Origin of the sequence: Candidatus Nitrosotalea bavarica (assembly GCF_900167955.1) — an archaeon.
GTDB classification, from domain to species: Archaea; Thermoproteota; Nitrososphaeria; order Nitrososphaerales; family Nitrosopumilaceae; genus Nitrosotalea; species Nitrosotalea bavarica.
Genome location: NZ_FUYK01000007.1, coordinates 186,740 through 200,374, shown reverse-complemented (window position 1 = coordinate 200,374; position 13,635 = coordinate 186,740). Strand labels below are relative to the sequence as shown.

Annotated in this window: 15 protein-coding genes; 7 read left to right on the top strand and 8 right to left on the bottom strand. The window is 35.5% G+C overall.

What is annotated here, in order from left to right:
• Positions 1-129 precede the first annotated feature (129 nt).
• The 5 genes from pstS to pstC form a co-directional block, all read right to left on the bottom strand.
• Entirely contained in the window at positions 130-1,308 is a 1,179-nt protein-coding gene (gene pstS / locus C0Q33_RS04405; protein WP_101477367.1) for a phosphate ABC transporter substrate-binding protein PstS, read from the bottom strand.
• 109 nt (positions 1,309-1,417) lie between these two features.
• The gene (locus C0Q33_RS04400; RefSeq protein WP_245867315.1) at positions 1,418-1,987 is read right to left on the bottom strand and encodes a phosphate signaling complex PhoU family protein; all 570 of its coding nucleotides are present in this window, start codon (positions 1,985-1,987) and stop codon (positions 1,418-1,420) included.
• A 57-nt stretch (positions 1,988-2,044) separates the two neighbouring features.
• Positions 2,045-2,854 (bottom strand): phosphate ABC transporter ATP-binding protein PstB, encoded by an 810-nt coding sequence (gene pstB, locus C0Q33_RS04395; protein WP_165776430.1) that lies wholly within the window; start codon positions 2,852-2,854, stop codon positions 2,045-2,047.
• Positions 2,851-3,771 (bottom strand): phosphate ABC transporter permease PstA, encoded by a 921-nt coding sequence (gene pstA / locus C0Q33_RS04390; RefSeq protein WP_101477365.1) that lies wholly within the window; start codon positions 3,769-3,771, stop codon positions 2,851-2,853. Before pstA ends, pstB begins: the two co-directional genes overlap by 4 nt.
• On the bottom strand, positions 3,768-4,781 hold the full coding sequence (gene pstC / locus C0Q33_RS04385) for a phosphate ABC transporter permease subunit PstC (protein WP_245867314.1): 1,014 nt from the start codon (positions 4,779-4,781) through the stop codon (positions 3,768-3,770). Before pstC ends, pstA begins: the two co-directional genes overlap by 4 nt.
• A 94-nt stretch (positions 4,782-4,875) precedes the next feature.
• Here pstC and C0Q33_RS04380 point away from each other — a divergent pair, with 94 nt between their 5' ends.
• The 4 genes from C0Q33_RS04380 to C0Q33_RS04365 all read left to right on the top strand — a co-directional run bounded on the left by C0Q33_RS04380 (position 4,876) and on the right by C0Q33_RS04365 (position 8,577).
• On the top strand, positions 4,876-5,928 hold the full coding sequence (locus C0Q33_RS04380) for a phosphate signaling complex PhoU family protein (RefSeq protein WP_101477364.1): 1,053 nt from the start codon (positions 4,876-4,878) through the stop codon (positions 5,926-5,928).
• An 85-nt stretch (positions 5,929-6,013) separates the two neighbouring features.
• Positions 6,014-6,646: a DUF47 domain-containing protein gene (locus tag C0Q33_RS04375; RefSeq protein ID WP_101477363.1), complete on the top strand. Its 633-nt coding sequence runs from the start codon at positions 6,014-6,016 to the stop codon at positions 6,644-6,646.
• A gap of 9 nt (positions 6,647-6,655) precedes the next feature.
• Entirely contained in the window at positions 6,656-7,645 is a 990-nt protein-coding gene (locus C0Q33_RS04370) for an inorganic phosphate transporter (protein ID WP_101477362.1), read from the top strand.
• Positions 7,646-7,773: 128 nt separating this feature from the next.
• On the top strand, positions 7,774-8,577 hold the full coding sequence (locus C0Q33_RS04365; RefSeq protein ID WP_101477361.1) for a CHAD domain-containing protein: 804 nt from the start codon (positions 7,774-7,776) through the stop codon (positions 8,575-8,577).
• Here C0Q33_RS04365 and C0Q33_RS04360 read toward each other — a convergent pair whose 3' ends face one another.
• Both C0Q33_RS04360 and sixA read right to left on the bottom strand, forming a co-directional pair.
• Positions 8,578-10,047 carry a Ppx/GppA phosphatase family protein gene (locus C0Q33_RS04360; RefSeq protein WP_165776429.1) on the bottom strand — a complete coding sequence of 490 codons (1,470 nt, stop codon included), beginning with the start codon at positions 10,045-10,047 and terminating at the stop codon, positions 8,578-8,580.
• A 135-nt stretch (positions 10,048-10,182) separates the two neighbouring features.
• The gene (gene sixA, locus C0Q33_RS04355) at positions 10,183-10,674 is read right to left on the bottom strand and encodes a phosphohistidine phosphatase SixA (RefSeq protein ID WP_101477359.1); all 492 of its coding nucleotides are present in this window, start codon (positions 10,672-10,674) and stop codon (positions 10,183-10,185) included.
• A gap of 247 nt (positions 10,675-10,921) precedes the next feature.
• Between sixA and tmk (C0Q33_RS04350) the strand changes: the two genes are divergently transcribed.
• Together tmk (C0Q33_RS04350) and tmk (C0Q33_RS04345) are read left to right on the top strand one after the other, a co-directional pair.
• On the top strand, positions 10,922-11,593 hold the full coding sequence (tmk, locus tag C0Q33_RS04350; RefSeq protein ID WP_101477358.1) for a dTMP kinase: 672 nt from the start codon (positions 10,922-10,924) through the stop codon (positions 11,591-11,593).
• A gap of 3 nt (positions 11,594-11,596) precedes the next feature.
• Positions 11,597-12,328, top strand: coding sequence for a dTMP kinase (tmk, locus tag C0Q33_RS04345; RefSeq protein WP_101477357.1), 732 nt, complete (start codon positions 11,597-11,599; stop codon positions 12,326-12,328).
• Positions 12,329-12,367: 39 nt separating this feature from the next.
• On the opposite strand, the gene C0Q33_RS04340 is transcribed toward tmk (C0Q33_RS04345), so the two are convergent.
• Positions 12,368-12,730 (bottom strand): putative quinol monooxygenase, encoded by a 363-nt coding sequence (locus tag C0Q33_RS04340; protein ID WP_101477356.1) that lies wholly within the window; start codon positions 12,728-12,730, stop codon positions 12,368-12,370.
• Positions 12,731-12,918: 188 nt separating this feature from the next.
• On the opposite strand from C0Q33_RS04340, the gene C0Q33_RS04335 reads away from it, so the two are divergent.
• Complete coding sequence (locus C0Q33_RS04335) at positions 12,919-13,323, top strand: DUF6659 family protein (protein WP_101477355.1); 405 nt, start codon at positions 12,919-12,921, stop codon at positions 13,321-13,323.
• The last annotated feature ends 312 nt before the right edge of the window (positions 13,324-13,635 follow it).

Sequence of the window (13,635 nt, the reverse complement as noted above, 5' to 3'; positions counted from 1 at the left end):
GGTTATAGAATTACCATATAATGACAGATTAGAAATTAAATTAATTATTGATGCATAATTTTCACTTTACAAAAATAGTTATACGGATAAAAAATCCGTAGGCGGACAAAATTAAAAATAAAAAAGAGTTTAGAATTTTGCACTAAATCTCAATCCAGTCTTTGCAGAAACTGCAATTATTGATACAATTGCAATTGCAAGAACTAGAGCTGCGATTGGACCAAATTCTGGTACTGCTCCACCAGTGAATGTCACTTTAGCAAGTCCATCCTCGCCTATCTTCTTAAGTGAGTCGGGCAAGGGAACATACAACAAGCCGGAGGAATATTGCTGACCATCATTAAGTATCCAGGTGAGGAAATTGACTACCTCAGTTGATTTATCCTGTGTTTCCCCATTTATTGTACTCATGTCCTGATATATCATGACATAAGTCAATGTGGATATTGGGTACGAATTACTTCCCGGTTGGTTAACAATAGATACCTTACTCCAGTCTCCGTCTGCTGCTGGCAAGTTTGCACTAGCTGCTGTGGCGTCTGCTGCAACAGTGTCAAGAGTGGGCTCTACAAAGGAATTTCCATCAGCGTTTTGGACAAAGGCATATGTCATGTTATTTTGAAAAACATACGCAAGTTCTACATATCCAATAGCATACTGTGTAGTTTTCACTATGTTAGCAACACCAGCATTTCCATTTCCTCCCGTACCAACTGGCCAAGGTACTGACTTTCCTTGACCCACTTTGGTCTTCCAGTCAGGACTGACTTTGGAAAGATAATCAGTAAATGCATATGTTGTTCCAGAACCATCAGATCTGTGAGCTACTACAATATTTTGATTAGGTAGAGTTGCCCCCGGATTGAGGTTAGCAATTGCAGGATCATTCCATGAGGTTATGTTCCCCATAAAGATCTGTGCAATTACAGGTCCTGTGAGTTTTAGGCCTTTATCCATTCCAGGAATATTATACGCGATTGTTATTGCGCCTATTGAATCTGGAAAAGTAAGTACTCCTGGTGCTTTTTGTTGATCAGCTGTTGACAATGGTGCATCAGATGCAGCAAAATCTACACTCTTTTGTTCTAAGAGTTTTATTCCTGCTCCACTTCCAATTGACTGGTAGTTAAGTTGAATGTTCTGGTGGATTTTGTTATAATCAACTCTCCATGTGTCCATTAATGGAAACACGAAGGTTGATCCTGCCCCTGTGATCGTGTAACTTGTCTGTGCACTTGCATGCAACGACATTGCTGGCACTATTAGAATTAACATAAATGTTAATCCTAGAATGACTTTGTTTGTCATGTAGATTATGTAAAAAATATCTTATTTACCTTTGACCATCATAGATTTCATACTAATATGAAATCTATATAGATTTGACCTCATAAAATAAATTTTACAAATTAAACTACTAATAGGTTCTTGCGCCAGTGACAATATAGTTTACCGAGTCACCTACAAATGCAGCATGGTCTGCCATTCTCTCCATATATCTTAGAACCAAGGCATCAGCAAGAGCACATTTTACATTGCCCATTGTTATCAACATTGGCAAATGTTTGTTATAATATTTGTCAACAAGGTCTTCATCGGTTCGCAATTCGTGAGCCTTGTCAAGATCAAGAGTCGCAAAACATTCCACAGCAAGTTGTACCATCTGCTTTATTTCTCCAGATAAAGTATAGATCACTTCATTCTTGCAATCAGAAAGATCTCCAAAAGTTTCACGAACCATTGTAATATCATATGCATATCTGCTCAATCGAGTAAATCCATATGAAATCTCAAGTGAGGAACGAATAAGCCTAAAGTCACTCGCTACAGGCTGGTACCTAAGAATCATCTCAAAGGTCAAATCGCCAACTTTGTCATACAAATTCATCATTTGGCTAGAAAGTTCATGAACTTGTTTTCTAGCATTTTGTCCGCCCAAGTAGGAATCAATTGCAAGATTCGCGGACTGGATTGACAAATCAGACATTTGTTTCATCATTTCAGACAAATTTTGTAAATGTGGATCTATAAGACGTGTCATTGCCTATCCAAACTGACCTTGAACATACTTTGCAGTTATCTCATTTCTAGGATTTTCAAATATTTGTTTTGTTTCTCCGAATTCAACCAAGTCTCCAAGATACATAAAGCCAGTATAATCAGAAACTCTAGTTGCTTGTTGCATGTTATGTGTTACAATAATTATGGTATATTCTTTTTTTAGTTCCTGAATCATCTCTTCAATTTTCTGGGTTGCTATAGGATCAAGGGCAGAAGCCGGCTCATCCATTAAAAGAACTTCAGGCTGTATAGCAAGTGCTCTAGCAATGCACAAACGCTGTTGTTGTCCTCCCGAAAGACTCATTCCTGGTTTTTTCAGATCATTCTTTACTTCATTCCAAAGTGATGCCATCTTAAGACATCCTTCCACTACCTCGTCAAGTATTTTTCTGTCTTTGACCCCATTAAGTTTTAGGCCACATGCAACATTATCATAAATAGACATGGTAGGGAACGGATTTGGTTTTTGGAATACCATTCCGATTTTTCTTCGATTTATGATAGGATCAACTTTGGTAGAGTAAAGATCCTCGCCATCAAGTAAAACTTTTCCTGTCAGTGTAGCATTCTTTGTAAGCTCGTGCATTCTGTTTAAACATCTAAGAAATGTTGTCTTTCCACATCCAGATGGTCCTATAAGAGCTGTGACGGCTCTGTCTTGAAATTTCATTGATACATTCTTTACAGCCACTATACCATCATAGCTTGCAGAAATATTTTCTGCAATAAGTTTGTATTTTACATCATCAATTGAAACTCCCTTTACAGGAGTTTTTGTAGCTGTTTCCATCATGATGCTACCCCCATCTTCTTGAACTTTAAAAATGTTTTTTCTTTATTTCTCAAAAATATATACCTCACACCAATGTTGATTGAAAGAACCATAATTATCAAAATAAATGCAGCCCCCCATCCTTGAGTTACAGCACTATCATATGGGAGTGATGAGAGTCTCCATATCCTAAGTGGAAGTGCGTCAATTGGTCCATTAAGGTCAGATATGAATTGGCTACTACCAAGAATTGTAAATACAAGCGGTGCTGTTTCACCAGCTATTCTTGCAACTGCCAACAGAATTCCAGTTACAAGACCATTTTTTGCACTACTAAGTACTATAGTAAAAATTACTCTATATCTTCGAATTCCTAAAGCATGTCCAGCTTCCCTATATGTAACAGGCACTAATTTGAGTGATTCTTCAGTAGTTCGCATTATGATTGGCAACATAACAATAGAGAGTGCAAAGGAACCTGCCCAAACAGAAAAGTTTCCAACTGTTAAAACAATTAAAACAAATGCAAACACACCAATTACAATGGTTGGAAATTCTGCAAGTACATCGTTGAAAAATCTAACTGTTCTACCATATCTGTTGTTACCATATTCTGAGAGAAATATTCCACCCATTACACCAACCGGAACTCCAATAAGACTAGACATTCCAATTAGCACCATAGTTCCTTGAATAGCAGGACCAATTCCTCCCGGGTCATCACTTCCCACAGCTCCAGGTATTTCAGTGAGAAAATTCCATGTTAATGCAGCTGCTCCATTACTAAAGACATTGACCAAGATGGCTACTAGTGGAACAATAGCAACTATCACACATGAAAAGACTACACCCTTAACAATTTTGTCCAGTACAAGTCTCCTACCAACATTATAACGAAAATGTTTTCTAAATTCAGCTCTTTGTTCTGGAGTAATCATGCCAGTACTGCTCCCTCATGTGACTTTACTACTTTAGCAACAAGAAGATGTGCAACTACATTAATGACAAAGGCCATAATGAAAAGAATTAGTCCAATACCAACAAGAGCTGCTAAATGAAGACCTCCTTGAGAGGCTTCAGCAAATTCGTTTGCCATTATAGTAGCCAATGTCTGTCCAGGTTGGAACAATGAGGTTGGAATTGCAGCTGCTCCAGTTGCATTTCCTATCAACATTGTAACTGCCATGGTCTCTCCCACAGCTCTTCCAAGACCCAATATTGTCGCACCGATTAATCCAGATTTTGAATATGGTAACACTGCAAGCCTGAAAGCTTCCCATTTTGTAGCTCCAAGCATATACGCCGCTTCACGTTGACTATTTGGTACTGCCAACATTATTTCTTTTGAAATAGAAGCAATGGTAGGAATTATCATAATAGCTAAAATTATACTTGCTGTAAGAATATCCAGTCCAAAAGGAGTTCCTGCAAATATTATGCTCTGGTCTCCAAAGAGGTTATGAAGTGGGGTCTCTATCCAGTCTTGGATGTAAGCTCTGAATACGAGCAAGCCCCATAATCCGTACACTACACTTGGAATAGCTGCAAGAAGTTCTATGACCATAGCAAGTGGAGTTCTTAGTAGTTTGGGAGAAAGTTCAGAAAGAAACATACCAATTCCAAAGCTTAGAGGCACTGCTATTAGCATGGCAATTCCAGCGTTAACCAGAGTACCCATTATGTAAGGAAATGCCCCATAAGATTCCCTGTCTTCAACAGAATTCCAATCAGAACCTGTAAGAAATGATATTCCCTCTTTCTGCCAAACTGGCGCTGAACCGGTGACAAGATTAATTACAATCATTGCAATAATTACTAGAACATACGTGGCTGCCGCTAACGCAATAATTTTAAAAATTTTATCAACGTGAGGTGACCCTTTCTTCATTTTAATGGTCAGCATTACACATTTTGATGATATTATATTAGATATGAGAGAATCGACCATGATTTCTTAGATCTCATAGTTCAATATAGAACTATATAGTCATATATAGAAATAGGGGGCAAGTTCTTTAATTATAGGATATACAATAAATTCATTGTCCGAAGTACTAAACGATAGAGAGGTTAGAAAACTACAACTTGTTGGTGGCTCCACATACGTTCTATCCCTTCCCAAAAAATGGGTTGATGAACTGAAACTAAAGACAGGAGATTCCGTTTCAATAATTAAAAATGTCAACAAATCTCTCTCAATATTACCAACAACCAATTCCTCAAGTCAAAAGCTTTCAAAATCAAAGACAGTGATTAGTCAAAAAGACAGTGTAGAATCAGTTCAAAGAAAGATCATTGCAATGTACTTGTCAGGTTATCAAATTATAGAAATTCATGCAAAAGGAGGCAGAATTCAATTAGAACACAAACAGGCAATAAGAGATCTTGTAAGAAAAAACATGATCGGAACTGAAATAGTAGAGTCTACCCCCGAATCTCTCACAATCCAGGTTTTAACCAGTCTTCCAGAACTTTCAATAAGTGATGCCCTGAAGAGGATGTTTTTACTCACATCAACGATGCACAGACAGGCAATTGATGCCCTAAAAGAAATGGATGTCGAACTGGGCGAAGAGATTACTCATTTAGATGATGAAGTAGACAGATTCAGTCTATACATACTTAGAAATCTAACACTTGCAGTTGAACATGAAAAAATCCTTCGAGATGTAGGACTTAAAAAACCATCAGATTGCATTAGTTACAGAATAGTTGTAAAGTCAATTGAAAGAATTGCAGACCATGCAGTATCAATTGCAAGTAGGATAAAATTTTTAAAATCAACTTTAGAACCGGCATTAATACAAAAGATAACTCGTCTAAGTGAAGAATCACTCAAAGTCTTCGAGGATTCCATTTTGGCATTAAATAAGAGAGACTATGCCCTTGCAGACAATGTTGCAACCAATGCATGCCGAATAGCTGAAAAAGAAAAAGAGTTTACAGATAGCCTTGAGGAATCAAAGAAATATTCTAGTGTGATCAAATTTGTCTTGGAAGATATTCGTAGAACTGCGGAATATTCCAGTGATATTGCTGAAGCTGTAATTAATGAAACCGTTCAGGATGTAATTTCTGAGAATGTCTCTCCGTAGATAGAAAAACAGGCATATTTTATCTATATAGATCACTTGTCATATATAGGGCAGGTATTTATCTATGAATCTTATGAAACCCCACATGGCAAAATGGTTGTCTTGGATAAAATCAAATGATAAAGAAATTATTGCAATATTAAATGATCTTGCTGGCAAAGCAGAAGAGTCTGCAAAACTACTAGTTGATCTATTTTCAAACTTTAATAAAATAAATGAAAATCAGGCCCAAATTGAAAAACTAGAAAAAGAAGCAGACAAACTTACACATTCCATCTTCGAAGAATTAAACAAGACATTCATTACTCCCCTAGATAGAGAAGACATTTCTAGAATTGCGTCAAAGACAGATGATATCATAGATTACATTGATGGAATAGTGGGAAGAATAATTGGTTTCAAAATAAAAACTCCTCCACCATACATGCTTGAAATGGCAAAAGAAATTCACAATTCTACAAAGGAAATTAATTTAATGATTACAAGATTAAACAAGGTAAAGGCAGACAAATCACTAATTGAACACTGCCGTGTAGTAAATGAACAAGAGCATAACGTTGACGCTATTTTCCGTAAAGCCATAGGAGAATTATTTGAGTCAACAGATGTTATCAATATTATAAAAATGAAAGATACCTATGAAGCACTTGAGAATGCCTCAGATAGATGTCTGGATGTAGCTGATTCCATAGAGGACATTGTTCTCAAATACACATAGGTATTTTCTATGATTGAATTAGCTATAGGTGCAATTGTAGCAGCACTAGTTTTTGATTTCCTTAATGGATTCCATGATGCTGCAAATTCCGTTGCAACTGTGATAGGTACTAGAATCCTAAGACCTCTTCACGCTGTGTCATTAGCAGCAGTTGCCAATTTTATTGGTCCATTTCTCTTCGGAGTTGCAGTTGCAACAACGGTAGGAAAAGGAATCATAAATCCAGACTTTGTTACACTCAACATAATTATCGGTGCTCTAGTTGGTGGCATAGTATGGGACATCATCACATGGCTACTGGGTTTGCCAACGTCTAGCAGTCACGCATTGGTGGGTGGAATCATAGGTGCCGGAATAGCAGGAGCTGGAACCAAGGCAATAGTTGTTGATGGAATACAAAAAGTAGTTATGGGAATTTTAGTCTCCCCCATTGCAGGTTTTGCCGCAGCATTTGTAACTGGATTGGTGATAATGATGATATTTGCAAAAGCAAAACCTCATGCAGTAAACTCTGCCTTTGGAAGACTACAATTAGTTTCAGCTACCTACTTTTCTTTGACCCATGGAGCAAATGACGGACAAAAAACAATGGGAGTCATTGCTTTGATTTTACTAACTCAGGGAGTAATTACAAAATTTAGTGTTCCATACTATGTGATCATAATGGCTGCATTAGCTATAAGTCTTGGAACATTTTTCGGAGGATGGCGCATAGTAAAGACAATGGCAGTAAAGATTACTCAGCTTAGACCCTACCAAGGTTTTGCTGCAGAAACAAGTGCAGCTACTATACTTGCAACTCTCGCATGGTTTGGAATTCCCGCAAGTACAACTCATGCAATCTCTGGAAGCATAATGGGAGTAGGTGCAGTAAGAAGAATGTCAGCAGTAAGGTGGGGCATAGGAAAAAGGATCGTGTGGGCATGGATTATAACCATACCTGCTAGTGCGGCAGTATCATTTGTAATAATGCTATTCATAAAAGCAATATCTCATTAATTACAAAATTTCAATTAGGCTAGAATCAGACATTTAATTAAAGCCAGTATGCAATTTTTTAAATTCTTTTCATGTCATAGAATTGACAGGTCATAACTTAAAAGAAATAGCACATTATCACAAACATAATGAAAGAAATTTTAGATTTGGACAAGAAATTATTCCTTGTGAAGTTTGAAAAAATTCAAGAGAGATTCTATCAGAAATTACTAGATTACATAAAAAATCCAAGCGATGAAAATATCCATGATATAAGAGTTACAATTAGACGTTTAGAGACAGCTTACAAAATTCTGCCAAATAATGTAAGGAAAAAAGAAAAAAATACAAATTATGTAAAACAAGCTAAAACACTTTTCAAATTGAATGCAAAGATAAGGGATTATGATATCATATGTGCAAAAATGGAATCTAAATATCAAGACCAAACATATGAATTAGTAGCTACTTTAAAAAATTTCAGAATTGAAAAACTTCATAGTGCTAATGAAATTGCATTAAAAATCCTACATACGACCACCCCCAAGATCTCTACCAATATTATAAGAGAATCAAAATTGAATAAGAGATATTTTAAAATCTTAGGCAAGATGGAGTTAGACATACAGAAAAATACAATAATTGCACTTGGAGACGAGAAAAAAATAGAAGAACTCCATATGCTAAGAAAAGATTTTAAAAAATTACGATACTCATTTGAATTAGTATCATGTAAAGGAAAAACAGTCCAAATCCTCAAAAATTTAAAAGAAATTCAAGACATGTTAGGTGATATTCATGATAGCGACATAATTATCGATTATCTTAGAAGTATTGAACAAAATTCAAAATATTTAGATATTATAGAATCCGAAGTTTCAGAAAGAAGAAAAAAGTACAACGAGTTTGTATCTGCCTTTAAGAAAATAATACCAAAGGCAGGATATTTCTAGCTATAATTCTAGGATGGAGCTTTGTGAACTTCCCTGATACGGACGGGTCGAGAGAATAACTTTAACATCAAATACAATCTCAAACTTTTTCAAGGCATCTTTGAGTAAAAATTTCTGAGTAGATCGTGATTGAGTGATAGTGATTTCTATTATTCTTGACCCATGTTGTTTTAATTCAATCTTTGACTTGGTTCTTTCAAGAATCTTTCTCAGAGTAATCAATGCTGAAATTTTCTTCATAGATACCTTATCTTGTTGAGATAGAATTGTTCTGTATCGGGCAAATAACCAATCAGATGTTTTAGTATGTCGTGCATGTACTAAAGAAAGTCCCAAGACTAGTTGATCATTATGATCAAGTGGAATATCTTCATCCATGATTGAATAAAATACACTTTGTGGACTGCTAAATGATGATTTCTCTGACATAATTTTTTCGGCATAATCAAGTATCGTTTTCTCTCGTTTAGAAATAAGTTTGATTGATAAAAAATTGTTAAGAAAAGTTTCTTTTTCAGAACTTGTTCTACGTGGTTCATCAAGACCGATTGTTTTTCTAATTTGTTCAGCAGTGAGATATCCATCATGATATGCCTTGGGATCTTCTAAAAATATTGAAAGTGCTCCCTCTCTGAGTCCATGGTTACTCACATACAAATCAGAAAAATCGTATTTTTCCATTAATGTGTTAATCACATAAGATCCTGCAATAATTGTCTCAGCTCTACTAGAACCTAAGACTGAGATCTTTGAAATATCATCCGAACTCATTTTTGCTAGCCCACCAATTGTAGAATCAAGAGATTTATGACTAATTTTATAATTATGAATTTTATCCAGTGGATATAATGAAACTCTTTGCTCATATCTGGCCAAGGCACGCAATGCACCTCCAACTCCAACAAGCTTTACATCTTTACTCATACCCAAATCTTTTTTTCCAGGAAGGAGATTCCAGATGTATCGTTTTAGGTCTCGGAGATTCTTTTCAGTGAATTTACCTTTTCGGCCATCAAATTGATGTGTCAGTCGCAGAGCTCCAAGAGGTAATGAGATTACTTTTTTTATCTTGAATCGTTCTGCGTAAACAATCTCCAAGCTACCACCCCCAATGTCGAAAAATAATGAATCTGGGATATGAAGTGATTTTATAGCACCGACATAGGAGTACAGTGCTTCCTCGCGTTCAGATAGAACTTTGAAATTAAATCCAGTTTCTTTGGAAACAACATTTAGAAAGTCTTCCTTGTTGCGTGCCTCTCTTACTGCACTAGTAGCAATAGGTAGAACTGATTTTATTGGATTTAATTGAATTATATCTCTAAAAACTTGAAGTGTATCTATTGCTCTTGACATGGGTTTTTTTCCCAATTTGCCTTTTTCATCTAGTCCTTCTCCCAGTCTTACTTTGATTCCTTCTTGCTGATAAACATCAAATGAATCATCGTCTTTGACATTATAGATGACCAATTTAGCAGAGTTAAAACCAAGATCGATTACAGATATTTTCAGTTAAACATTACCCACTTTTTTACTAACATGTAACTATTAATCTACTTCTGATTTACATTTTTTCACTAAATGAAAAATATAGGAAACGTAAACCTATGACATTTTCTTCAAAAGTTTTGGAGTGAGCAACCATCTTAGATCTCCTTTGAGTTTAGGGAGTATGGACAGTACTCTTATCCTAGCTAGTCCGGCTTTCTTTAGATCTATTCTACAATCAGATTGAGATATCGCCTCACTTATCATTTCACTCAGATATGGTTCATGCCCTACTACAAGTACTACAGATTCTCGTTTTAACTTTGACAAGGCAGAATAAAATTCTAGCCTGCTACCTTCAGGTTTCAGGACATCTAATTCTTCAATTTTACCTTTGTATTTGAGAGATTTTGCTACAATTTCAGCTGTATTTTTGGCGCGTAAGAGAGGACTAGTAAGGATATAATCCAATTGTACTTCCAAGTGTTTTAGACCATTTGATAGATCTACAATTTCTTGTCGCCCTTCAGCGGTAAGTGTTCTCTTAGAATCTCCTGGCGAGGGAGATCGTTTTCCGGCTTCACCATGTCGTAGTACTAACAAATCCATAGACAAGTCATCAGTTTTTCAAATATTTATGAGTTAAAGAAGGTTTAGCATGGCAATCCATAATGTAGATTTGAAATGAAATGATATCTAAAATTCTAACCATGATTTATTATTTTTTTAGTGTTATGTTTACTATATAGATCATAGTAATTACTTGATGAAATTTTACAAAACACATGACAAATGTAAAAATGACAGTAAAACCTAAAATTGCCGTCATATCACAAAGTAATTCGAGATTATAAAAATGGAAAAGAGAGGAAAACTAATCATAGTTGAAGGCATAGACGGTTCAGGAAAATCAACACAGCTTCATCTTTTAGAAAAGTGGCTTGCATTCAAAGGTGTCAATGTTTTCAAGTCAGAATGGAATTCTTCTGAAATGGTAAAAGAGATCACGTCCAAGGGGAAAAAGAAAGGATTACTCACTCCTACTACATTTAGTTTGTTGCATGCTACAGACTTTGCAGATAGATATGAAAGAAATATTTCACCATTGTTAAGAGCAGGCTATTTTGTTTTGGCAGATAGATTTGTTTACACAGCATTTGCAAGGGATATAGTTAGAGGTTGTAATCCTGCATGGGTCAAGAAAGTTTATGATTTTGCAGTCAAACCAGATGTTGCGTTTTACTTTAAAGTTCCAGTTGATATTGCAGTTGATAGAATTCTCATAGGTAGACCCAAGCTAAAGTATTACGAAGCTGGAATGGATATGAATTTGAGTAACGACCCGTATGAGAGTTATAGAATTTTCCAAGGAAGAATAATCGAGCAATATGACGCACTTGCAGAAAGTGAAGGGTTTACCATAATAGATGGTACATTAAATATCGAAGAACAGCAAAACATTGTAAGAAAAAAGATCATGCCACTTTTAGAGGACATGAAACCAATCAGGGCAAGGACTAGAAGATAAGATATGACGCGAGACAAATACAAGGATCTTGGAACTAGAACTGTAGAATTTTATGGTCACGGAATAAAGAGTTTGCAAGATACTGAAGTCAAGGGAAGGTTGATTGTAATTGAAGGGCCAGATGCATCAGGTCGTAGTACACAGATCCAGTCAATTACTACAAGATTGGAAGCAGATGGTCATGCAGTACTCAATACCGGTCTAAAAAGATCAGAACTTGTGGGGAAAGGGATATTGGAAGCAAAGGAAAATTACACATTAGGTAAGAAAACTCTAGCGTTATACTATGCCGCAGATTTTGCAGACCAATTCGAATACAAGATAATACCAGCATTGCAAGCAGGCTACATTGTACTTGCAGACAGATACATCTACACACTAATAGCAAGAAATTTGGCAAGAGGCTTAGATAAAACTTGGTGTCACAATTTATACGGATTTGCCATCAAGCCAGATGTGGTATTTTATCTAGATGTAGAACCATCAGTCCTGATACATCGAGTTTTTCAAAAGAATTCAACATTAGACTATTATGAATCTGGGGCAGATATGGGGTTATCAAATGACATGTATGAGTCATTTTTAATTTATCAAAAGAGAGTATCACAAGAGTTTCATTTGATGCAAAAAAGATATGGTCTAATACCTATCAATGGCAATAGAACTATGCAGGAGATCCATAATGACCTGCAGAAGAGAATAGATAATTTTCTTCGTCATGTTGGTCACAAATAATTAGAAAACCAACTTATTATACGAGTATAAAAAATTTTATTAAATTGGCTTGTGCGAGGGTACCATATCTTTGGGGGTTTCTTCGGATTTTTCTGGTGATTTGACAAACTTAACCTCCGTCAGAGTAGTATACACAGCTTTTCCTTTTGAGATTGGGACTAGAATTTTTTTCAATTTTTTTAGATGCTCAGTTTTTTCATGTGTTTTCTTGGCATTTTTATCTGCAAAGGACATTATGTGTACAAATGAAGAACTGTCGTCATCATCCTGAAACACTTTGTATTCGATTGTTCCTGATTCATTTTTTTTTACTGCATCCACGTACTCTGACAGTGCATCTTTTGCTTTAGTGAGTTTTTTCTTTTTCACTTTGTATTGTACCGTCATTGTAATTAGTTCCAAAATAATTACCTAAAAAACAAATAATTATTATCAAATAAAAACTTGATCGCAGAGTTTCCCAGAAAATAGGCATGATGAGAATATTTGTAGAAACAATACTATGTAATCTCTTAGTACTATATTGATATCATAGGTAATAACATTCTATACGGCTTATCCTTTTCATCCACCAAATACATCACAATAGTATGACAACAAGTTATTTTGAGAGTCTGTTTGAGTTTGATGTCCTTTGTAGCAACATTGCAAAGATTGACGAGGATATTGAGTTAATTGCAGTGCTAAATAACAAAGGTAGAGCCATAGAAATGATTGCCAAAGAGGAAGGCATTAACAAAGATCTTACTCCACAGAAAAGAGAAATGCTCTTCATGGAATGCGTACTAAAATCTAACATGAATAAGGAACACAATCATGAATTTGGCAATGTCTTTAGTTCCATTCTTGAGAGAGAGAAATTTACAGTTCTATCATTTGAGATGTTAGACTATGTGTTATTAATAATATCAAAACCCAGCATCAATCCAATAGAGATCAAGAACAAAATTTCAGAGACAATAATCAACAGTAGAAAAGTAGAACTAGTACAATAGATTATTCTCGAATATATTTCCATGACACAAATAGATAATTCCGTATTAGGAAAATAACGATTTATAAAAAAAATGAATCCATTTACTCGATCTTATTGATCGTGTGACATACCATGTAACAAACAAGTGGACTATGCTATGATCGAATATACTATAGACAATATTTAGATAAAAATAGTACTCTGTAGATCGGTCTACAGAGATTCCTTTACATGTCAAGGTTTTCTGGATTTTTGTAGACCCTCCCCACAATTACTAGTTCTATTGTTTAGATGACAGGAAATGAAGATAGAATTGACAATACCTTAGAAA